This window comes from Streptomyces sp. NPDC002835 (assembly GCF_053591995.1).
The window spans coordinates 22,985-45,430 of the sequence record NZ_JBSFUW010000003.1; the positions used below are offsets into that span (position 1 = coordinate 22,985).

15 protein-coding genes and 2 tRNA genes are annotated in these 22,446 nt (G+C 72.7%); 10 read left to right on the top strand and 7 right to left on the bottom strand.

All coding sequences use genetic code 11. The features are described 5' to 3' along the window. Positions 1-24: 24 nt before the first annotated feature. From ACWD01_RS04320 to ACWD01_RS04330, 3 genes are all read left to right on the top strand, one after another. On the top strand, positions 25-867 hold the full coding sequence (locus ACWD01_RS04320) for an RNA polymerase sigma factor SigF (RefSeq protein ID WP_451157932.1): 843 nt from the start codon (positions 25-27) through the stop codon (positions 865-867). Positions 868-1,100: 233 nt separating this feature from the next. Beyond that, positions 1,101-1,958, top strand: a complete 858-nt coding sequence (locus ACWD01_RS04325) for an RNA polymerase sigma factor SigF (RefSeq protein ID WP_451157934.1) — start codon at positions 1,101-1,103, stop codon at positions 1,956-1,958. Between the two features lie 58 nt (positions 1,959-2,016). After that, complete coding sequence (locus tag ACWD01_RS04330; RefSeq protein ID WP_451157936.1) at positions 2,017-2,823, top strand: hypothetical protein; 807 nt, start codon at positions 2,017-2,019, stop codon at positions 2,821-2,823. Positions 2,824-2,917: 94 nt separating this feature from the next. Here ACWD01_RS04330 and ACWD01_RS04335 read toward each other — a convergent pair whose 3' ends face one another. Next, on the bottom strand, positions 2,918-3,139 hold the full coding sequence (locus tag ACWD01_RS04335) for a hypothetical protein (protein WP_451157938.1): 222 nt from the start codon (positions 3,137-3,139) through the stop codon (positions 2,918-2,920). Positions 3,140-3,341: 202 nt separating this feature from the next. Here ACWD01_RS04335 and ACWD01_RS04340 point away from each other — a divergent pair, with 202 nt between their 5' ends. The 3 genes from ACWD01_RS04340 (at position 3,342) to ACWD01_RS04350 (ending at position 6,940) form a co-directional block, all read left to right on the top strand. Next, a complete protein-coding gene (locus ACWD01_RS04340; RefSeq protein WP_451157940.1) occupies positions 3,342-3,806 on the top strand; it encodes a MarR family winged helix-turn-helix transcriptional regulator in 465 nt (154 codons plus the stop codon). Between the two features lie 8 nt (positions 3,807-3,814). Further along, on the top strand, positions 3,815-6,274 hold the full coding sequence (locus ACWD01_RS04345) for an MFS transporter (RefSeq protein ID WP_451157942.1): 2,460 nt from the start codon (positions 3,815-3,817) through the stop codon (positions 6,272-6,274). 198 nt (positions 6,275-6,472) lie between these two features. Further along, positions 6,473-6,940, top strand: coding sequence for a PPOX class F420-dependent oxidoreductase (locus tag ACWD01_RS04350; protein WP_451157944.1), 468 nt, complete (start codon positions 6,473-6,475; stop codon positions 6,938-6,940). A 141-nt stretch (positions 6,941-7,081) separates the two neighbouring features. On the opposite strand, the gene ACWD01_RS04355 is transcribed toward ACWD01_RS04350, so the two are convergent. Then, a complete protein-coding gene (locus ACWD01_RS04355) occupies positions 7,082-7,819 on the bottom strand; it encodes a response regulator transcription factor (RefSeq protein WP_451157945.1) in 738 nt (245 codons plus the stop codon). 80 nt (positions 7,820-7,899) lie between these two features. On the opposite strand from ACWD01_RS04355, the gene ACWD01_RS04360 reads away from it, so the two are divergent. Together ACWD01_RS04360 and ACWD01_RS04365 are read left to right on the top strand one after the other, a co-directional pair. Next, on the top strand, positions 7,900-10,722 hold the full coding sequence (locus ACWD01_RS04360; protein ID WP_451157946.1) for a LuxR C-terminal-related transcriptional regulator: 2,823 nt from the start codon (positions 7,900-7,902) through the stop codon (positions 10,720-10,722). Positions 10,723-11,190: 468 nt separating this feature from the next. Next, positions 11,191-12,984 (top strand): S8 family serine peptidase, encoded by a 1,794-nt coding sequence (locus ACWD01_RS04365; RefSeq protein ID WP_451157948.1) that lies wholly within the window; start codon positions 11,191-11,193, stop codon positions 12,982-12,984. Between the two features lie 89 nt (positions 12,985-13,073). Here ACWD01_RS04365 and ACWD01_RS04370 read toward each other — a convergent pair whose 3' ends face one another. The 4 genes from ACWD01_RS04370 to ACWD01_RS04385 form a co-directional block, all read right to left on the bottom strand. After that, on the bottom strand, positions 13,074-13,958 hold the full coding sequence (locus ACWD01_RS04370; protein WP_451157949.1) for an amidohydrolase family protein: 885 nt from the start codon (positions 13,956-13,958) through the stop codon (positions 13,074-13,076). Between the two features lie 70 nt (positions 13,959-14,028). After that, positions 14,029-14,901, bottom strand: a complete 873-nt coding sequence (locus ACWD01_RS04375; protein ID WP_451158362.1) for a DUF2797 domain-containing protein — start codon at positions 14,899-14,901, stop codon at positions 14,029-14,031. Positions 14,902-15,149: 248 nt separating this feature from the next. Next, a tRNA-Arg gene (locus ACWD01_RS04380) sits at positions 15,150-15,222 on the bottom strand. Positions 15,223-15,428: 206 nt separating this feature from the next. After that, positions 15,429-15,522 (bottom strand) — tRNA-Ser (locus ACWD01_RS04385). A 202-nt stretch (positions 15,523-15,724) separates the two neighbouring features. On the opposite strand from ACWD01_RS04385, the gene ACWD01_RS04390 reads away from it, so the two are divergent. Both ACWD01_RS04390 and ACWD01_RS04395 read left to right on the top strand, forming a co-directional pair. Further along, a complete protein-coding gene (locus tag ACWD01_RS04390) occupies positions 15,725-16,171 on the top strand; it encodes an SSI family serine proteinase inhibitor (protein WP_451157951.1) in 447 nt (148 codons plus the stop codon). A 169-nt stretch (positions 16,172-16,340) separates the two neighbouring features. Then, positions 16,341-20,495: a PAS domain-containing protein gene (locus tag ACWD01_RS04395; RefSeq protein ID WP_451157953.1), complete on the top strand. Its 4,155-nt coding sequence runs from the start codon at positions 16,341-16,343 to the stop codon at positions 20,493-20,495. Positions 20,496-20,642: 147 nt separating this feature from the next. Here the strand turns inward: ACWD01_RS04395 and ACWD01_RS04400 are convergent, their stop codons facing one another. Beyond that, positions 20,643-22,289, bottom strand: a complete 1,647-nt coding sequence (locus ACWD01_RS04400; protein WP_451157955.1) for a long-chain fatty acid--CoA ligase — start codon at positions 22,287-22,289, stop codon at positions 20,643-20,645. Positions 22,290-22,446 lie beyond the last annotated feature (157 nt).

The following is a 22,446-nucleotide window of genomic DNA, read 5'->3' on the forward strand; positions in this document are numbered from 1 at the left end:
TGACCGTAAAGGGGTGGCTTGACCGTGTCGGCCAGTACTGCGCCTCAGGTGCCACCTCAGAACGAGAGGCCGGACGACACCGCATCCGCCACGAAGCCCGCGAGGCGAGGCGCGGACACCAGGGCTCTGACCCAGGTGCTGTTCGGCCGCCTCAAGGGGCTGGAGGCGGGTACCGCGGAGCACTCCAGGGTGCGCGCCGCGCTCATCGAGGCCAACCTTCCGCTGGTGCGGTACGCCGCCGCCCGCTTCCGCAGCCGCAACGAGCCGATGGAGGACGTCGTCCAGGTCGGCACGATCGGACTGATCAACGCCATCGACCGCTTCGACCCGGACCGCGGGGTGCAGTTCCCGACGTTCGCGATGCCCACGGTGGTCGGCGAGATCAAGCGGTACTTCCGCGACAACGTGCGCACGGTCCACGTGCCGCGCCGACTCCACGAGCTGTGGGTGCAGGTCAACGGCGCGACCGAGGACCTGACGACGGCCCACGGCCGCTCCCCCACGACCGCCGAGATCGCCGAGCGGCTGAAGATCGGCGAGGACGAGGTACTGGCCTGCATCGAGGCCGGCCGCTCGTACCACGCGACCTCGCTGGAGGCGGCCCAGGAGGGCGACGGCATGCCGGGGCTGCTGGACCGGCTCGGCTACGAGGACCCGGCACTGGCCGGGGTCGAGCACCGGGACCTGGTGCGCCACCTTCTCGTACAGCTGCCCGAGCGGGAGCAGCGGATCCTGATGCTCCGTTACTACAGCAATCTGACGCAGTCCCAGATCAGTCAGGAGCTGGGCGTCTCACAGATGCATGTGTCGCGATTGCTGGCGAGAAGCTTCGCCCGGCTTCGTTCCGCAAACAGGATCGAAGCGTAGCTCGAACGGGTAGAGAGTACTCGACTTGCTGACGTAGCCTCAAAAGCCTTGTACCCCCTGTTTCCTGGGCAATTTTGCGCGATACTTGTCGACATGTCACTACAGCGTGTTGCCGACATGTGACATTCTGCTGGAACCGGGTTTGCCGCAGCCCCCCCGCCGGTATTCAGGTGGAGGCTGCGTTCCTCAGACGTCGCGGCCACCGCGACCGTCCGCGACCTCAAGGGGGTGGCATGTCCGTAGAACAGGGCAGCTCGAAGGTGCTCACTCGCGCGCCAAGCGCGCCCGCACCTGCCGAGTCCGGCAGCTCGGAAGCCATCGACACCCGCACGCTCTCCCGCTCCCTGTTCCTGCGGCTGCGCGCCCTGGACTTCGAGGGCGCGGCCGACGACAGCCCGGAGCGCACCTATGTGCGCGACACCCTCATCGAGCTCAACCTCCCCCTCGTCCGGTACGCCGCGGCTCGCTTCCGTAGCCGGAACGAGCCCATGGAGGACATCGTCCAGGTCGGCACGATCGGCCTGATCAAGGCGATCGACCGCTTCGACTGCGAGCGGGGCGTGGAATTCCCGACGTTCGCGATGCCGACGGTCGTGGGCGAGATCAAGCGCTTCTTCCGCGACACCTCGTGGTCGGTGCGGGTGCCGCGCCGGCTGCAGGAGCTGCGCCTCGCGCTCACCAAGGCCAGCGACGAGCTCGCCCAGAAGCTCGACCGCTCGCCGACCGTCCCCGAACTCGCCGCGGTCCTCGGGGTGTCCGAGGAGGACGTCGTCGACGGCCTCGCGGTGGGCAACGCCTACACGGCCTCTTCGCTGGACTCGCCCTCGCCCGAGGACGACGGCGGCGAAGGCTCGCTGGCGGACCGGCTGGGCTACGAGGACACGGCGCTGGAGGGCGTCGAGTACCGCGAGTCGCTCAAGCCGCTGCTCGCCAAACTCCCGCCCCGGGAGCGGCAGATCATCATGCTCCGCTTCTTCGCCAACATGACCCAGTCGCAGATCGGCGAGGAGGTCGGCATCTCCCAGATGCACGTCTCCCGCCTGCTGACCCGCACGCTCGCGCAGCTGCGGGAAGGACTGATCGCGGACTGAGATCCGAGGTCCGTGCACCGGGCTTCCGTCCTGACGGGTCGTCAGCCACACTGGCGCGATGCGACGACGGACCGGTGCGGGAATCGTGGCGTCGGCGCTCTGCCTCTGCGGAGCGCTGACCGCGTGCGGCGGCGGGAGCGGCGACGGTGACGTGGCGCTCGGCGCCGCGGGCGCGGGGGCCGACCGGGCCCCGACCGCTGCGGTGCCGCCCAAGGGCGAGGTCTCGCTCGCCCCGCTGGACGGGGCGGGGGACGACGGGCGCACCGGCGACGGGAGCACTGCCCCTGCCGGGCAGGTGGCCGAGCAGGGCGCCGACGCGCCCGGCCGGGCAACAGGGCGGCCGCGGGGCGGCAGCGGCCATGTCGAGTCCACCCCAGGACGCGCAGACGGTACGGGCGGCGCCGGGACCCCCGTAGAGGGCGCGCCTCAGCAGACGCCGGGCTCCGGCGGCGCACCGGGCGCCCCGAAGCCCCCTGCTTCCCCGAAGCCGAATCCGGATCCGAAGCCGTCACCGACGCCGGACCCGCCCAGGCCCGACCCGAGCCCTGGCCCCACGGGCCCCGCCGTACTCCAGCTCGGCGAGCCCGTGCGCGAGGCCCTGGACAAGCGGTGGTGCGAGAAGGTCACCGTGGAGTTCCGCAACACCGGTGGCACCGCAGTCACCTCCGGCACCGTCACCTTCGCCACGCACATCATCGGCGCGCTCGGCGTCGACTGGGCCACGGTGGAGTCCCGGCAGCCCCTGCCCGCGCCGATCGCCTCCGGGGGCGCACGGAAGCAGGCGTACACGGTCTGCGTGGACGCCTGGCGGGTGCCCTGGGGCATGCGCATCGAGACCCAGGACGTCACCGCGACCTGGAAGTGACGGAAGACCGACCGGCGAGGCAGGTGGAACCCAGCCGATCAGCCCGATCGAAAAGCCGGGCCGATCGACCAACGCGACAGGTCCGGCCCGCCCGTCAGCCGAGGGCGAGCCAGGCGACCGCGCCGAGGACGACCACCACCGCGATCACACCGGCGATCAGGCCGACGCGCGACGAGGACGACGCGGCCGGCGTCGCGGCCGGGCGGCCCTGCGGGGAGCCCTCGTCGACGAAGGCGCGGAACATCTGGGTGCTGCCCGCGGGGTCGTGGGTGCCCTCGGGGCTCTGGCCTTGGGGAGCATGGGGGTTGTGTGCCATGGCCCAGGACCCTAGCGAACGGCGGTGCCGGGCCCAACCCCGGGCGGGCGCCGGAACTCCGCAGGCCCGGACATGACCGCCGCATGACGCTGCAGATGCAAAGCCTTTTGGGTTCCTTTACCCGTTCGGCCCACTTTTCATTTGCCTGTAGCAACCAACGGCTTCTATCGTTGCCCTAAGCAACAAAATCCATGGAGGGGCCGTGGCCGAGCGCAGTCAGTACGAGGAGCTGGCCCGGCAGATCAGTGCCGTCGGGGCCGTGAAGCGCAGCCTCTCGCGGATGCTGCCCGCCGACTGCCCCTCCGGGTCCGCCGCCGTGCTGGCCCTCGTCAGCCGGCACGGAGAGATGCGGATGAGCCGCCTCGCCGAACTGCTGGCCGTCGACATGTCTGTGACCAGCAGACATGTGGCCCATGTCGTGGACCGCGGCTGGCTGGAGCGGTCCCCCGACCCCGACGACCGGCGCTCCCGCATCCTGCGGCTCACCGCCTCGGGCGAGGAACTGCTCGGTGAACTCGGCCGCCGGACCGCGGACATCTTCGCCCACTGCCTCGAGGACTGGTCCGACGACGAAGTCGGACAGCTCAACGCGATGCTGGCCCGCCTGCGGGATTCCGTCGGGGACTGCCGGGCCCACGCCACCCGTACATCCGCACAAGACCGTTAAGGAAGTTCATGGCTACGACCACACCGAGCGGTGTGCGGGGCGGCCACGCCGAGCACGGCGGGCCGGCCGCCGCCTCCGGGGGCGGGGCGTCGATGACGCACCGGCAGATCATGGAGGCGCTGTCCGGGCTGCTGCTCGGCATGTTCGTCGCGATCCTGTCGTCGACGATCGTCTCCAACGCCCTGCCGGAGATCATCACCGACCTCGGCGGCGGGCAGAGCGCCTACACCTGGGTCGTGACCGCGTCGCTGCTCGCGATGACCGCGACCACCCCGCTCTGGGGCAAGCTCTCCGACCTCTTCTCCAAGAAGCTGCTGGTCCAGATAGCACTGCTCATCTATGTGCTGGGCTCCGTGGTCGCCGGGCTCTCGCAGAGCTCGGCCATGCTGATCGCCTGCCGGGTGGTCCAGGGCATCGGCGTCGGCGGACTGTCCGCCCTGGCGCAGGTCGTGATGGCCGCGATGATCGCGCCGCGCGAGCGCGGCCGCTACAGCGGCTACCTCGGCGCCGTCTTCGCCGTCGCGACCGTCGGCGGCCCACTGCTCGGCGGCGTCATCACCGACACCGACTGGCTCGGCTGGCGCTGGTGCTTCTACGTCGGCGTGCCGTTCGCGCTCATCGCCCTGCTCGTGCTGCAGAAGACGCTCAAGCTGCCGGTGGTCAGGCGTGAGGTCAAGGTCGACTGGTCGGGCGCGTTCTTCATCAGCGCCGCCGTCTCGCTGCTGCTGGTCTGGGTGACCTTCGCCGGCGACAAGTACGACTGGTTCTCCTGGCAGACCGGCGCGATGGTCGGCGGCTCCGTCCTCCTCGGCGTGCTGTTCCTGCTGGTGGAGTCGAGGGCGAGCGAGCCGATCATCCCGCTGCGGCTGTTCCGCAACCGCACCATCACGCTGGCGTCGCTGGCGTCGCTCTTCGTCGGCGTCGCGATGTTCGCCGGCACCGTGTTCTTCAGCCAGTACTTCCAGCTGGCGCGGGGCGAGTCGCCGACCATGTCCGGCGTGCTGACCATCCCGATGATCGGCGGCCTGTTCGTCTCGTCCACCGTTTCCGGTCAGATCATCACCAGGACCGGCCGATGGAAGGGCTGGCTCGTCGCCGGCGGCGCGCTGGTCACGGCGGGCCTCGGTCTGCTGGGCACCATCCGGTACGACACCGCGTACTGGCACATCGCGGTCTTCATGGCCGTCATGGGTCTCGGCATCGGCATGATGATGCAGAACCTGGTGCTCTGCACCCAGAACCAGGTCGCCCCCGCCGATCTCGGCGCGGCCAGCTCGGTCGTCACCTTCTTCCGGTCCCTCGGTGGCGCGATCGGCGTCTCCGCACTCGGCGCGGTCATGGCCACCCGGGTCACCGGCTACGTCGAGGACGGGCTCGCGGAGCTCGGCCCGCGCGGCGCGGCGGCCGGGCACGGCGGTACGGCCGGCGGCGGCATCCCTGACCTGGACGCCCTGCCCGGACCGATCCGCACGGTGATGGAGGCGGCGTACGGCCACGGGGTCGCCGACGTCTTCCTCTACTCGGCGCCCTTCGCGCTGATCGCGTTCGTCGTGACGCTCTTCATCAAGGAGGTTGCCCTGAAGAGCAGTTCACCGGACGCCAAGGCCCCCGCGACGACCAAGGCCCCCAAGGCCGTCGCCGCCGCCGAGGCCCCAGCACCGGCGCAGGCGGTCGAGACCGAGCCGGTCACCGATGTGGCCGGTGGAATCGCGGTGCACGGCGTGGTCCGCGGATCAGAGGGCGCCGCGCTGCCCGGTGCGGCGGTCACGCTGATCTCACCGGCCGGCCGGCAGCTCGGGCGCTCCGTCGCCCGAACTGCCGGCGGCTACACGCTGGACGCCCCGGGCCCCGGCTCCTACGTGCTGATCGCCTCGGCCGAGGGCTACCGGCCGCAGGCCGCCACGGTCGTCGTCGCGGACGAAGCACTGGACCACGACGTCGTGCTCGACGGTACGAGCGGGCTCACCGGAGTCGTACGGGCTGCCGACGGCGACGGCCCGGTCGAGGGCGCGACGGTCGTCGTCACCGACGCGCGCGGCGAGGTGCTGGGCACCGGGACGAGCACGGAGCACGGCGAGTTCGCCTTCACCGAGCCGGCGGCCGGCGCCGTGACCGTCGCGGTGAGCGCCGCCGGCCACCGGCCGCTCGCGCTGCCCGTCGAGATCGGCGGCCGGGGCGTGACCCGGGTCGAGGCGGTCCTGCGGGCCGGCGCCGTGGTCCGGGGCGCGGTACGGGCCGGCGCCGGGCGCCGTCCGCCGGCCGACGCCCGGGTGACGCTCGTGGACGCGGCAGGGCACGTGGTCGCCGGCGCGACGACCGGTGAGGACGGAACGTACGCCTTCACCGACCTGGACGCCGGCGAGTACACGGTCGTCGCGACCGGATATCCGCCGGTGGCAAGGCAGTTGACCGTGACCGGGCGCGGCGTCGACGGCCACGACATCGAGCTCACCCACCCGGGCGAGTGACAGACCCCGGGCGGCCGGCCCGTTCCCGGCGGAGACGGCCCCCGGTGACGGGGCGGCAGGCAGGGGACGGCCGGTCGCCCTGTCCCGGGGCCCGAGCGCTTGCCGCGGTCCGGCAGGGCGGGGCCGGATGGACGACGCCGACGACGGAGCCGGACATCCGGACGGTCCGGGGCGGGGACCTCCCGTAGGGTGCGCGCCATGGCACGCCACATCGCCACCAACACCAGGGTGGAACTCGACCAGTTGCTGGACTTCGTACGCCCCAGGCACCGGGCGCTCCTGCTGACCCGCCGCGCCGACGGCTCCCCGCAGGGCTCGCCGCTGACGTGCGGGGTGGACGACGCGGGCCGGATCGTCGTCTCGACGTACCCGGAACGGGCCAAGACGCGCAACGCCAGGCGGGACGAGCGCGTCAGCGTGATCGTCCTGTCGGACGACTGGAACGGGCCGTGGGTGCAGATCGACGGCACGGCCGAGGTGATCGACTCCCCGGAGTCGGTCGAGCCGCTCGTCGAGTACTTCCGCAACATCTCCGGTGAGCACCCGGACTGGGACGAGTACCGCGCGGCGATGGTCGAGCAGGGCAAGTCGATCATCCGGATCACCCCCGAGCGGTGGGGCCCGATCGCCACGGGCGGCTTCCCGGCCCGGCTCGCAGAGGACTGACGCGCGGCGGGCCCGGTAGGGGCGGGGCGTGGGAAAACCCGGGTCTGAAGCCCGTCCGAGACCCGAGCCCGCTGGTCCGAGCCACCCGCCCGCGACGGACAGGACGGTGCTACCGCCCAGGTCACCGGACCCGGCGCCGCGTCACTCGGCGGGCTTGATCAGGTAGCCCGCGCCGCGCCGGGTGTGGATCATCGGCGGGCGTCCGGCGTCGATCTTCCGGCGCAGGTAGGAGATGTAGAGCTCGACGACGTTGGCCCGGCCCCCGAAGTCGTAGCTCCACACCCGGTCCAGGATCTGCGCCTTGCTCAGCACACGGCGCGGGTTGCGCATCAGATAGCGCAGCAGCTCGAACTCGGTCGCGGTCAGACGGACCGGCTGCCCGCCCCGCGTCACGTCGTGGCTGTCCTCGTCGAGGGTGAGGTCACCGACGGTGAGCTGCGGCTGGCTGCGTGCCACCGGCGTGCCCGAGCGGCGGATCAGGCCGCGCAGCCGTGCCACGACCTCCTCCATCGAGAACGGTTTGGTCACGTAGTCGTCGCCCCCGGCGGTGAGTCCCGCGATCCGGTCCTCGACCGCGTCGCGCGCCGTCAGGAAGAGCACGGGCACGTCGGGCACCTCACGCCGCAGCCGCCCCATGAGGGCGAGCCCGTCCATGTCCGGCAGCAGCACGTCGAGCACCACGGCGTCCGGCCGGAAGTCGCGCACTGTACGGACCGCCGCCGCGCCGTCATCGGCGCTGCGGACCTCCCAGCCCTCGTACCGCAGGGCCATCGACAGCAGATCGCTCAGCGGCGCCTCGTCGTCCACGACGAGCACCCGCACGGGACCGCCGTCCGGCCTGAGCATTTCGGTGCGCCCCGAAGGCGTGGTCATCGTCATGTCGCCAGGCTGTGACATTGCCCTGAGAGGCTTCTTTCCTGAACCTGTGAATTCCCTGAGAAGGTCGGAGGACGGGCGGCGTGGTGACAGCACACGAATCCTTCTGGGCGCTGCGGCTGCGGCGGACGCTCGCCGGTGACGGCGCGGCCCCGGTCCTCGTCCTGGTGGAGGGCCGTGCCGGTACGGGCAAGAGCCGCCTGGTCCAGGAGCTGACCGCCCTTCCGGAAGCGGCCCGGGCGACCTGCCTGCGGTGGGCGTGCGGCGAGTCGGCCGCGCCTCCGGAGCTGCCGGACGACGGGCCGGTTTTGCTCGCCGTGGAGGACGTCCACCGCGCGGACCCCGGGGAGCTGGCGCTGCTCCGCCGGCTGCTGGAGCGCCCCCGGCCCGGGCTCGCGACCGTGATCACCTGCCGCCCGGAGGAACTGGCCGACCCCGGCCTCGCGCTGGGCTCCCCGCCACCCCGGTATCCGCCCGAGCTCACCGTCCTGCGGCACCGGGTCCGGCCGTGGAGCGTGGACGCGGTCCGCAATGTCACGGCCGCCGTGCTCGGCGACCGCTGCACCGAGGAGGCGGTGGCCCGGCTGCACGAACGCTCGGGCGGCGTGGCCCAGATCGTGGTCGACCTGCTGGCGGTCCTGCGGGACAGCACCCGGCAGCGGTGCACGGCGGCCGACGTCGACGCCGCGGGAGTGCCCGTACGGCTGGCCGACCTGAGCCTCGGCCGGACAGCCGCCCTGCCGCCCGAGCACCGGCCGATCGTGTGGGCTGCCGCCGTCCTGGGCGAACCGGCCGACCGCGACGAACTGGTCACCGTCTCCGGACTCGGCCGCGGCCCCGGCAGGCGGGCGCTCCTCGCCGCCCTCGCCGGCGCGGCGCTCACGGAGGCGGACGCGGGCTACGGGCTGCCCGTCCCCCTCGCGGCCGTCGCCGTGCGCGAGGCCGTACCCGGTCCCGTACGGCAGGAGCTGCACGGACGGGCCGCGGACGTGCTCGGCCACCGGCAGCCCGTGCCGTGGGCGTCGCTCGCCGGGCACCACCGGGCGGGCGGGCGAATACGCGGCTGGCTGCGCGCCGTCGAGCAGGCGGCGCGGGAGGCCGCCGAGGCGGGGCTCCACCAGGAGGCCATCGGGCTGCTCGAGGAGACCCTCGCCGACCCGGCCGTACCGCCGCAGGCCCGGGCGCGGCTGGCGCCGGTCCTGGCGCGCAGCGCGGTCGTCGGACTGCGCTCCGACCAGACCGTCCAGGTGCTGACCCAGATCATCGAGGACACGGCCCTACCGGCAGCCGTGCGGGGCGAACTCCGGCTCGATCTGGGGCTGCTGCTGTGCAACCAGGTCGGCATGAGCGACCAGGGCTGGAAGGAGCTCGAACGGGCCGCCGCCGAACTCCGCGAGGCCAGGCCGGACCTGGCGGCACGGGCGATGTCCGCTCTCGCCATGCCGTACTGGCCCAACTCCTCGTTCGACGTCCACCGGGCGTGGTTGGAGGACGCGGCCCGGGCAGCGGCGGACAGCGGCGACGAGGTCGTCCGCACGGCCGTCGCCGCCAACCGTGCCGCGCTCGCCATGAGTTGCGGCGACCCGCAGGCCTGGGCGCTGGTCAAGGAGCTGCCCACGGACAGCCCCGACCGCCGGTGCCGGCTGCACGCGGCGCGCGGGCTGTGCAACTCGGCCGACTCCGCGCTGTGGCTCGGCCACCACGGGCGGGCGGAGGAGCTGCTGACCGAGGGGCTCGAACTGTCCGGCAAGAGCGGCGCCCCCTACACCAAACACACGGCGCTGGGCGCCCGGCTGCTGCTGGAGTGGGTCACCGGGCGGTGGGCGGGGCTGGCGGAGCGGTGCGAGACCTTCGTCGCCGCGACGGCCGACATGCCGGTGATCTGCGCGGACGCCCGAGTGGTGCGCGGACTGCTCGCGCTGGCCCAGGGCGAGTGGAGTTCGGCGCTGTCCTGGCTGGGCGGCGCCGACCCGTCGTCCCGCAGGGACGCCGCACCACCGCTCGCCGCGGCCACTTCCGGGGCCCTGATCCGGCTGTCGCTGGCCCGGCAGGAACTGCCCGACGCGGCGGTGGAGGCGTGTCGGGCCTGGGCGAAGGTGAAGCAGAAGGGCGTATGGGTGTGGGCCGCGGACCTGGCGCCGTGGGCCGTCGAGGCGATGGCGCGCACCGGCGACGGCGAAGCGGCACGGGCCATGATCGCCGAGTTCGAGGCGGGTCTCAAAGGCCGCGACGCCCCCACGGCGCGGGCCGCGGTGACCTGGAGCCGTGCCGCGCTGGCCGAGGCGGAGGGCCGGTGGCTCGACGCCGTCCCGCTGTACCGGCAGGCCGCCGCCGCGTACGGGGCGCTGCCACGTCCGTACGCCCAGGCGCTGGCCACTGAGGCCGCGGGGCGCTGCGCCCTGGAGGCGGACAGCGCCTCGGAGGCTGCGGGGGCGGATGCTGCCGGGGCCGGTCGGACGGACAGCGACGCTGCGCACGGCGACGAGGCCCGGGGCAAGGGCGAGTCCCAGGGCAAGGAGGGGGACGGAGCTGCGGGCAAGGCGCAGGCCGTGGCCGATCTGACCGCCTCCGCGCGGCAGTTCGCCGAGCTGGGCGCCGTATGGGACGCCGCCCGCGCCCGCGCCCTGCTCCGCTCGCACCAGCCCGCCAAGGAGGCGCGCCCGCCGGGCCGGCCCTCGTACGGCGACCGTCTCTCGCCACGTGAGCGCGAGGTCGCCGAACTGGCGGGCACCGGGCTGACGAACCGGGAGATCGCGACGACCCTGCATCTCTCCCCGCGTACGGTCGAACAGCACGTCGCCCGGGCCATGCGCAAACTCGGCACCACGTCCCGGCAGCACCTCGCGGCGATGATCGACGCGGCCGTACTGCCTGAGGCCATGGACGGAGTCGCAAACGGTGGCTAATCGGACCGGTCACCGTACGAGCAGGGGTTAAACAGGTATCCGTAGCGGCACCCATCCGGATATACGGATGGCTGATTCCGGCCGTAGGTTCCCTGCCAACCGGCCGGTCGAACGCGCATCCACAGCGGGGGAGCTGTCAGCGCGTTCCGGCCGACCGGTGACATGCGCGGCTGAAGGGAGCCGTGTGCGGTGCCCTCGGCCCACCAGGCCGGCAACACCGCACCGTGCGTCCCCAACATCCGGACACGAGCGCTGCACCCCAACCACTGGCGCTCGCCGGCCGGGGCTCCCTTCGCCCGCCGCATAGGACGGCCGCCCCCTCAACCCCCTGCATCCTGTCCGCGGCCACAGGAAAGCCTGGCTTGTCATGAACTGAACCATTTCACCCTTTGGTTCCTGCGCCAGGTCAAACCCTCGAAAGGCAATGCCTTGAACGGTTCCAGACGCATTCGCATATCCGTCCTCGCGGTGAGCTGCACCGCACTGCTCTGTGCGGGCACCGCCACCTCCGTCGCCGCGCCCCTTCCCGCCCCGGACGCGCAGACGGCGGCCAACGCGGCAGCCACGGCAGCCCCGGCGGCCTCGGCCGAAAAGCCCGTCGAGCGCCTCATCGTCGGCTACAAGACGAAGGCCGCGGAGGCCAAGTCCGACGACGCCGCGGCCAAGGACGCCAAGGCCAAGGGCAAGAAGGCCGGCAAGAGCCTCGACTTCGACCGCCGGCTCGGCACCGGAGCCGCCCTGGTCGACCTCGGCGCAGAGCTCGGCACGGCGGACACCGCCGACGTCATGGACGCCTTCCGCGCCGACCCGGACGTCGCGTACGTCGTCCCGGACACCCGGATGTACGCCACGGCCGTGCAGCCGAACGACACCGAGTACAACCGCCAGTGGGACCTCTTCGAGGCCAGGGCCGGCATGAACGTCCCCGGCGCCTGGGACAAGGCGACCGGCGAGGGCGTCAAGGTCGCCGTCATCGACACCGGTTACGTGGCCCACTCGGACCTCGCCGCCAATGTGATCGCCGGCTACGACTTCATCTCCGACCCGTTCATGGGCAACGACGGCGGCGGCCGCGACAGCAACCCCGCCGACCCGGGCGACTGGCTGAACGCCGGCGAGTGCGGCACCGACCAGAACGGCCAGCCGGTCCCGGCCCGCGACACCAACAACTCCTGGCACGGCACCCACGTCGCCGGCACCATCGCCGCGGCCACCGGAAACGGCAAGGGCATCGCCGGCATCGCGTACAACGCGACCATCCAGCCCGTCCGCGTGCTGGGCAAGTGCGGCGGCACGACGGCCGACATCATCGACGCCATCACCTGGGCGTCCGGCGGCTCCGTCCAGGGCGTGCCCGCCAACGCGAACCCGGCCGACGTCATCAACATGAGCCTCGGCGGCGGCGGTTCCTGCGACTCCGGCACACAGAGCGCCATCAACGGCGCGGTGAGCCGCGGCACGACCGTCGTCGTGGCGGCCGGCAACAGCAACGCCAACGCGGCCAACTTCAACCCGGCCAGCTGCAGCAACGTCATCACCGTCGCCGCCTCCGACCGTGAGGGCAACCGGGCCTCGTACTCCAACTACGGCAGCGTCGTCGACATCGCCGCCCCCGGCGGCGAGACCGCGGTGAGCTCCGCGAACGGCATCTGGTCCACGCTGAACAGCGGCACCCGCAGCGTCGGCAGCGAGAACTACGTGGCGTACCAGGGCACCAGCATGGCCGCCCCGCACGTCGCCGGCCTCGCCGCGCTGATGAACCAGGCCGACCCGTCGCTGACCCCGGGCCAGATCGAGACCGCGATCAAGAACAACGCCCGTACCCTGCCCGGCACCTGCTCCGGCGGTTGCGGCGCCGGCCTCGCCGACGCGGCGGCCACCCTCGGCGCGGGCGGCGGCACCGAGGAGCCGCCCACCGGCAACGTGTTCACCAACTCCGCCAATGTGAGCATCCGGGACAACTCGACGGTCACCTCCTCCATCCCGGTGACCGGCATCAGCGGCAACGCCTCGTCCGCACTCAAGATCGCCGTCGACATCAAGCACACCTACCGCGGCGACCTGCGCATCGAGATCGTGGCCCCGAACGGCGCCTCCGCCCAGCTGAAGGGCACCAGCTCCAGCGACAGCGCGGACAACGTCATCACCACGTACACCGTCGACGCCTCCGGCGTGGCGGCGAGCGGCACTTGGCAGCTGCGGGTCACCGACATCTACAGCGGTGACACCGGCTACATCGACTCCTGGAGCCTGACCTTCTGACAGGTCCACGCTTCAGGCCGCATCAGGGGGCCTGCCGATGTCGAGGAGGGCATCGGCAGGCCCCTGCGTCGTTCCCCCGCAGTTGTGCGCTATCCGCCGCCGAGCAGCAGCCCCGCGCCGTTGTCGTGGCAGACGGCCCGCAGCCAGTCGTCCCCGAGCCCCAGCCGTTCCAGCGCGCGGAGCTGATGCGCGTACGGGTACGGGATGTTCGGGAAGTCCGTGCCCAGCACGATCCGGTCCCCCAGGTCCGCCAGCCGGCCCCGCTCCCCCTCGGGGAACGGCGCGAAGGCCTCGCTGAAGTCCGTGAACGCCATCGTCGTGTCCAGCCGGACCTCCGGATATCGCTCGGCCAGTGCCAGGAAGTCGCCGTACTCGGGCATCCCCATGTGCGCCACCACCAGCCGCAGCCGGGGATGGCGCGCCAGCACCCGCCCCACCGGCTCAGGACCGGTGTGCTTGCCGGGCGCCGGTCCGGAACCGCAGTGCATCACCACCGGTACGCGCGCCTCCGCGAGCAGGCCCCAGACCGGGTCCAGCAGCGGGTCGGCCGGGTCGTACGCCCCGACCTGCAGATGCGACTTGAAGATCCGCGCCCCGCCCTCGACGGCCTCCCGCACATAGCGCTCCACCCCGTCTTCGGGGAACAGCGTCGCGGTGTGGGCGCAGTCCGGCGTCCGCGCCGCGAAGTCCGCCGCCCAGCCGTTGAGCCAGGCCGCCATCCCCGGCTTGTGCGGGTACAGCATCGAGGTGAAGGCCCGTACGCCGAACTCCCTGAGCAGCGCGACCCGTTCCTCCTCCTCGTGCCGGTACGTGATCGGCCACTCCATGCCGGTCAGGGGGCCGACGGCGTCGAAGTACGCCCAGACCTTCTTCAGCACCTGCTCCGGCATGAAGTGGGTGTGCACATCCACAAGCCCGGGCAGCCCGAGCCGCTGCCAGAACTCCCGTACCTCCGCCGCCCGGCTCCCGCTCAACGCCGCCCCTTCCGTACGCCCCGCCACAGCCTCGACCCGTCCGGCTTCATCAGAACAAGCCTGCCCTTCATCAGAACAGCCCGTCCTGAACGCCGGGGTCCCCCGACTCCACCTCGTTCACCGGAACGGTCAACGCTTCGCCGGCGCCGGCGCCCACCAGCCCCCACCCGGTCATCAGCCGCGTGTCGACGACGACAACCCCGTCCGCGGCGGTCCGCAGATGCAGGTCCGGCCCGGCCGCCGCGACCAGCCGGCCCGCGACCACCCCGCCGTCCACGAGCTCCCGCACCACGGCCGTCGCCGCGGGCAGCCCGTCGAGCCCGAACACCCCGGCGTGGTCGACCGCCTCGAACGCGATCGGCTCCAGAGCCTCCGCCCACCCCGGCAGGGCGAGCGCCCGTGCGTGGAGCGCCGCGACCTCGGCGGCGCGCTCCTCCGCTCCGCCCGGCAAGGCGGCCCGCACGGCCCGCTTATGGGCGTACGGGATCCGGTCCGGCACCTTGAGCGCGGCCCGCAGCAGCTCCTCCGTACGCCGCGCCGCCATCAGCGGCCCCCGCCCCAGCCAGGCGAACACCACGGCGCCCTGCTCCAGCAACCGCGCCGGCCCGCGCTGCTCGGCGGTGATCCCGACCTTGACCATGCCCGGCCCGAACCACGCCAGGTACACCCGGTACGTACGGGGATCGTCGGGCACGGCGTCCGCGGCCACCGAGTGCGCCCGGTCCAGCCGCGCGCACTCGCCACACCGCGCCTGCGCCGCCCGCCCCGGGACCTCGGCCCGCACCGGACAGACGTTCCCCCGCGCCCCCGTACACCGGCGTGCGCCCTCCGCCCGGAAGCCCAGCTCCTTGCCGGCGACGAGCGGACTGATGCGCCCGCCCTCCCACTCGAGCACCGCGACCCGCGCCTCGGGCGGCCATCTGACCCCCGCACACCGCCACATCACCCCGCCCTTACCTCCACCGCGATCCGCATCCCCCCATCCTGTCGCAACGCCCGGCGACGGACTCCCGGATCGGGCCTGCCACACCTGTCGCGGGTCCGGACAGCGCGGCGTCCCCGGACTTTCGTCAGGGGACGCGAGGGACTGCCGGGGACTGCTGGGCAACACGGCGGGGTTCGAACCTTCGCTGATGTCCGACCGGCAACGCGAGAGGCCCCGGACTCTCGTCCGGGGCCTCTGGTCTGCTGTGCACTCGGCAGGATTCGAACCTGCAACCTTCTGATCCGTAGTCAGATGCTCTATCCGTTAAGCTACGAGTGCTTGCCCGCGGCGTCAGCCGCTGGTTTTACCGGCGGGCTTTTCGGCCCGGTCGGCGTTGCGGGAACAACATTACATGACCTGCGCCGCGACGCGAAATCCATTAGCCGCACCCCGCCTGACCTGGGCAAACACCCGAACGGGTGTATCTGCGCGGGCCTGGGAACGACCGAAGCCCCGGCCTGGTGGCCGGGGCTTCGGTGATCAGCTGGCGGAGGCGGAGGGATTTGAACCCTCGATGGGCTTTAAGACCCAAACCGCATTAGCAGTGCGGCGCCATAGACCGGACTAGGCGACGCCTCCAGCACACCCGCACACGTGCGAGTGGTGCGTGCAGATGATGACACAGCCCAGTGGCGTGTCACCAATCGCCGTCCACGGTACTAGGCACCGGGCCCGCAGAGCAAAGCATCTTCGGTTGCGCAACGCCGGGGCGTGAGCAGCGTTAGACATGCCGGGGCCGGTCGCGGCCCCCGCCGAGCCAGTGACCTTCCCAGGAGCCCCCATGCTGCGCCGCCTCTTCCTCACCGCAACCGCGTCCGCCGCCGCGCTCGCCGCGGCCGTGCCCGCCGCGGGAGCCGCCGCCTCTCCGCTGCCGCTGCCCCTGTCGCTGCTGGAGAGACCGGAGCGGCTGACCGTGATCGTCTCGGAGACGGGCAACGCCCGCACGGACGGCAGGTACGAGCTCGAGTGCCGGCCCGCCGGCGGGACGCACCCGTCGGCCGAGTCGGCCTGCGACCGCCTCGAAGAGCTTTCACGAGAGCACCAGGACCCCTTCGCCCCGGTGCCGACGAACCGGATGTGCACCCAGCAGTTCGGCGGACCGGCCACCGCCCGGATCACCGGGACCTGGCAGGGACGTCACGTCGACGCCACGTTCAACCGGAGCAACGGTTGCGAGATCTCACGCTGGCAGAACCTCCAGCCGGTACTGCCGGACACCAGGTCATAGGCCGACAGTGCAGGCCGTGCGCACACATCCTTGGTGAGAGCTCCCCCTCATCCGCCGTCCCGGCCGCCGCCGCTGCCCTTAGACTCCCTTCAGTGACAGGCCGAGGCCCGAGGGGCAGGATGGGACGGGCCGTCCGCAATACGCAGTTGGTCAGGGAGGAACGGTCGTCGTGAGCAGCAGGCCATCCCGAGGCGCTGCTCGCCTCGCAGCCATACTCGACGCCCTCCCGGACGGGCTCGTCCTCGTCAACGCCAACGGCACGGTCGTCAACGCCAACACCATCGCGCTCGAACTCTTCGAGACACCGGGCACCGCCCTCGTCGGGCGGGGCCTGCTCGATCTGCTGCCCGAGTTCGACTCCCGGCTGATCCCCGGCTCGATGCGCCGGCCCGACGCCGCCGACCACCGGGGGCGTACGAAGCCGACCCGCATGATCGCGCGGCGTACGGACGGCGGCGAGTTCCCGGTCGAGGTGACCAGCGCGAGCCTGGAGGACGGGCGCGAGGCCTACGACTCGTACAACGCGTACACCGGCGACGAGCTGCTGATGCTGGTCGTCCGGGACCTGTCGGGGACCGTGGACACCGAGGCTGAGCTCGCGCGTTCGCAGCGGCAGACCGAGATGATCCTCCGCGCCGCGTCCGAGGGCGTCGTGGGCACGGACACCGACGGACGGGTCGTGCTGGTCAACCCGGCCGCCGCGCAGATCCTCGGTTTCCGCGCCAGCGACCTCGGCGGCCAGGAGCTGCACCCGCTGATCCTCCACTCGCGGGCGGACGGCGAGCCGTTCCCGTACGAGGAGTCGCCGCTCGCCGACACCCTCAAGTCCGGGCGCAAGCACCGGGTGCGCGGCCAGGTGCTGTGGGCCAAGAACGGCGACAAGGTCTCCGTCGACCTGACGACCGCGCCGGTGCGCGACGGGGACCAGCTGGTCGGCGCGGTGATGACGTTCACCGACCGGCGGCCGTACGAGGAGCAGGCGCAGAAGCACGCCGTGGAGCTCGCGGAGACGACGGAGCGGCTCACGACGGAGCTGACGGAGACGACGGAGCGGCTCACCGCCGAGCTCGACGCCACGTCGGAGCGGTACGAGGCCGAACTGGCCGACAAGGTGGACCGCTACACCGCCGCGCTGGAGAACGGCGCGGAGCGGTACTCCGAGCTGGCCGCCCGGCACGCGCAGCTGGCCGCCGTGCTCGGGGAGTCGCTGCGCGGCCCGCTGGAGGAACTGCGCACCGAATTGAGCACGCTGGCGGCCGACCCGGCCGGCCAGCTGTGGCCCGAGGCGAACCAGATCCTCCACCATCTGGCCGCCGGTTACGCCCGGATGACGACACTTGTCGACAATGTCCTCAGCTATCAGCTGCTCGACACGGGCGCCGAACAGCTGACCAAGTCCAACGTGCTGCTCGACGCGGTCGTGACGGCCGGCGTCGAGGGCGCGATCGAACTCATCGGACCCGGACGGGCCCAGTTCGCCGTCCACGCGCCACCGATCGAGGCCGAGGTCGACGGAGGCCGCCTGGCCACGGCGCTCGCGCATCTGGTCGCGGACGTGGCGGGCGTCGACTCGACCGGCAAGGCCAAGCTGGCGCCCGGTGGCGGATACGTGGACTCGACCGTCGTGGTCGCGGCCGCCCAGCGCGGCGACGTCGTACGGATCGAGGTGCGCGGCCCGTTCGCCGGGGGCGACCCGGTGCACGAGCCGATCGTGCGGGGGATCGTACGGGCGCACGGCGGAGTGCTCCAGACGCACGAGGTGCCGGGCATGAGCGGCAGCGCGTACGTGCTCGAGGTGCCGCTCGGTGAGGGGGCGGGAACGGTCACACCGCCCGCCGCGGCCCCCGACCGGATGCCCGCCCTGCCCGCCCAGCAGTCGGCGGAGCCGTCCGTACCCGCATCCGCGCCTGCGACGCCGTCCGGGCCGGTGGCTGTCCCCGCGAACACGATGGGCGGCGGCGGTGGCCGCCGCCGCGCCCGGCGGGCCTCCACGGACGCGTTCCTGGAGAGTCCCGTGGCCATGGAGGACCCGGTGGCGGCCGCGCCGCCGACCGGGCGGCGCCGCGCGGCACAGGCGGACGCGGAGCTCATTCCCGCTCAGGACACCGGCGAGGACACGGGTGAGCGCCCGACCGGCAACGGTGGGACCGGGCGCCGGCGCGGCCGCCCCAGCCCCGCCGAGAACAGCGCCGTGGCCCTGCGGCCCACGGAGGGCTCCGTGGTGACCGCAGCGGAGGGCGCGAGCGGACGGGCCGCACGCGGGGAGACCGTGCCGCCGCAGGGGGTGCCGGTCGACGCCCACGGCGTCCAGTCGGCTCCCTCGGGGCGGCGCGCGCGCAGGGCCGTCGAGAGCGGCCTGCCCAGGCCGGCGGAAGGGCAGCCGGACCAGTCGTCCGCGCAGCCGCCGCAGCCCAGCCGGCCCTCCCAGCCCTCCCAGCCTTCTCCGCCCCGTCAGCTCCCGCAGTTGCAGAGCGCGCTGAGCATCCAGGACGCGCAGGAGGCGGCGCAGGGGGCCCAGGACCCGCGCGAAGCCCGTGCCCCCCAGCCGCAGCCGCAGCCCCAACCGCAGGCCCAGCACGCGCCGCAGCCGACCGGTCGTCGGGCCAGGCGGGCGCTGGCGGCCGCACCGGCCGAGGCCGAGGTCGAGAGCAAGGCGCCGCGTACGGCGTTCGCGCTGCCGCCCGCCGAGGCCGACAGGGCACCTGCCGCAGCGGCCCCGGCCGACTCCGCGGCGGAGCGGCACGATGCCGTGGCCGGGGCCCCGGACGTCCAGCACCACACGCCGCCGCAGCAGCACCCGGTTCCGACGGGACGCAGGCGCGCGCGCAGGGACACGCAGCCGCCGCAGCTTCCGGCGCAGGCTGAGCCCTCGCAGAACCCCGCTGAGGCGGCGACGGGTCCGGCCGGGCCGCCTGCTCACGGCGGTCACGCAGCCCCCGGTCAGGCGGACCGTGGCCAGGACGGCAGGCCGGGCGACACCGGTACGCCGCCCGCGCCCGCCGCCGTGCCGTCCTCCGACACCGGGTCCGTGTCGCTGCCCCTGCCGCCGGCGGCCCCGACACCGGCCGAATCGCCGGCGCAGGCACCGCCGCAGCCGCAGGGACCTCAGGAAGCAGACGTCCCGCAGCCCACCGCGCTGCCCGCAGCCCAAACTCCCCCGCCCGTGGCCGCACGGGTCGCGCAGCCTCTTCCCGAGGAGCAGCCGGCACCTGCGGACTCCACCCAGGGCCGTGCCTTCAGCGTGCGCACCCTGGGCCAGGGCGTTCCGTTCGCCCAGCACCTCACGCAGCAGCAGAACCAGACGCTCGGCTCCGGCCGCCGCCGGAAACTGGGCACCCGCCCGGACGCCGAGGATCCCGAGCTCGACGCCCGCCCCCACCCGCAGCCCGCGGCGGCTCCGACTCCCGCTCCGATGCCGCCCGCCGCGCCGCAGAACGGCTCCCGGCTGCCCGCGGAACTGGCGGACAACCGCTCGGAGGGCCGGGCGTACGCGATAGGAGCCCCGGACGAGGGCGCGGAGGGTCCGGAGCCGCTCGACGGCCCCGGCGGCGCGGTAGAGGTCGCCAACCGGCCGCAGCCGCAGCCCGTCGACGACGAACTGCCCCCCGAGCCGCTGGACAACCCGCGCCGGCTGCTGGTGTGGCCCGCCCCCGACGTCTCCACCCAGCAGGCGCTGAGCGAGCGCGGCTACCGCCCTGTCGTCGTGCACTCGCGCGAGGAGGTCGACGCGCAGATCGCGGCGTTCCCGGCGGCGCTGTTCGTGGACCCGCTGACCGGGCCGATCACCCGGACGGCACTGCAGTCGCTGCGCCAGGCCGCCGTCGCCGCCGAGGTCCCGGTGCTGGTGACCGCGGGGCTCGGGCAGGCCACACGGGAGGCCGCGTACGGCGCCGATCCGGCCGTCCTGCTCAAGGCGCTGGCGCCCCGCGACAGTGAGCAGCACCCGTCGCGGGTGCTGCTGATCGAGGAACACGAGGAGATCGCCCTCGCGCTGACGTCCACGCTGGAGCGGCGCGGTATGCAGGTGGCGCGGGCCGGGGCCGACGCGGACGCGGTCACGCTCGCCGGCCAGATGCGGCCGAACCTGGTGGTGATGGACCTGATGCAGGTGCGCCGCCGGCGGGCCGGGATCATCGACTGGCTGCGGGCGAACGGCCAGCTGAACCGCACTCCGCTGGTCGTCTACACATCTGCCGGCCTCGACCCGGCCGAGCTGCCGCGGCTGGCGTCGGGGGAGACGGTGCTCTTCCTCGCGGAGCGCTCGACGAGCAACGAGGTGCAGGCGCGCATCGTCGACCTGCTGGCGAAGATCGGCACCAACTGAGGCCGGACGCTTCAGACGGAAGAGAGGGCCGGCGGTCAATGACCGCCGGCCCCTCTTCCGCTTCCCCGCCCGCCGTGAGGAGGCCCGGCCCGTCTCGGGCGGGCGCTCCTCTGCGGGCACAGCCGGCGTCTTCCGCCGGCCCGGCGGCTACAGCTCGGTGACGTCGAGCTCGCCCTCCGCGTACTGCCTGCGGATGACCTTCTTGTCGAACTTGCCCACGCTGGTCTTCGGCACCGCCGGCACCACCGCCCAGCGCTCCGGGAGCTGCCACTTGGCGATCTTCCCGGCCAGGAACGTCTTCAGCGTCTCGTAGTCCGCGGTCGAGCCCTCCTTCAGCACCACGGTCGCCAGCGGGCGCTCGCCCCACTTGTCGTCGGGCACGGCGACGACCGCCGCCTCCGCGACCTCCGGGTGCGCCATGAGCGCGTTCTCCAGTTCGACGCTGGAGATCCACTCGCCGCCCGACTTGATGACGTCCTTGGCCCGGTCGGTCAGCGTCAGATAGCCGTCGGGGCTGATCACGCCGACGTCGCCCGTCTTCAGCCAGCCGTCCTCGTTGAACTTGTCCTCCGGGCGGAAGTCCTCGCCGCCCGCGCCGCCGTAGTACGCAGCGGCGATCCAGTTGCCGCGTACCTCCAGCTCACCGGCCGACTCGCCGTCCCACGGCAGGAACTCCCCGCCGGGGCCGACCAGGCGCGCCTCCACGCCGGCCGGGAAACGGCCCTGCGTGATGCGGTACGGCCACTCCTCCTCGGCGGTCAGCCCGGCGGGCGGGTGGGCCATCGTGCCGAGCGGCGAGGTCTCCGTCATGCCCCAGGCGTGGCAGAGCCGCACACCGAGCTTGTCGTACGCCTCCATGAGGGACGGCGGACAGGCGGCGCCGCCGATGGTGACCTGCTGCATGGACGACAGGTCGCGAGGGTTGGCGGTGACCTCGGCGAGCAGTCCCTGCCAGATGGTGGGGACCGCGGCGGCGTGCTGCGGCCGCTCCCGCTCGATCATCTCGGCGAGCGGCGCGGGCTGCAGGAAGCGGTCGGGCATCAGCATGTTGATGCCGGTCATGAACGTGGCGTGCGGCAGGCCCCAGGCGTTCACATGGAACTGCGGGACGACCACGAGCGTGGTGTCCTTCTCGGTCAGCCCCATCGACTCGGCCATGTTGACCTGCATGGAGTGCAGGTAGATCGAGCGGTGCGAGTAGACGACGCCCTTGGGGTCGCCCGTCGTGCCGGAGGTGTAGCACATCGCCGCCGCGGTGCGCTCGTCCAGCTCGGGCCAGTCGTACGTGGTCGGGCGGTCCGCGATCAGCTCTTCGTACTCGTGGACCTGCGCCTGTGTGTCGGCGAGGAGCGAGCGGTCACCCGGGCCGGAGACGACGATGTGCTCGATCGTCGGCAGGTGCGGCAGCAGCGGCGCCAGCAGTGGCAGCAGCGAGCCGTTGACGATCACGACGCGGTCGGCGGCGTGGTTGACGATCCAGACCAGCTGCTCCGCGGGCAGGCGGAGATTAAGGGTGTGGAGCACGGCGCCCATGGAGGGGATCGCGAAGTACGCCTCGACGTGCTCGGCGTTGTTCCACATGAGCGTGGCGACTCTCTGGTCACCGTCGATGCCGAGCTCGTCACGGAGAGCGTTGGCCAGCTGTGTGGCGCGGCGGCCGGCTTCGGCGAAGGTACGGCGCTGCGGCTCGGCCTCGCCCGTCCAAGTGGTGATCAGCGACTTGCCGTGGATCGTCATCCCATGCTGAAGGATGCGGGTCACAGTCAGCGGTACGTCCTGCATGGTGCTCAGCACGGCGTCCTCCCGGTGGGCGCTAGCGCTACGTGGCAGAAAAGGTGGGTAGATTCTGCGCACATACCAAGCGGTATGTCACTACCCGGGGGTAACGAATCGCAGTACATCCCCGCTCAACACCGCACAGCGACGCACTCGACTCGGCCACTGGGCGCAC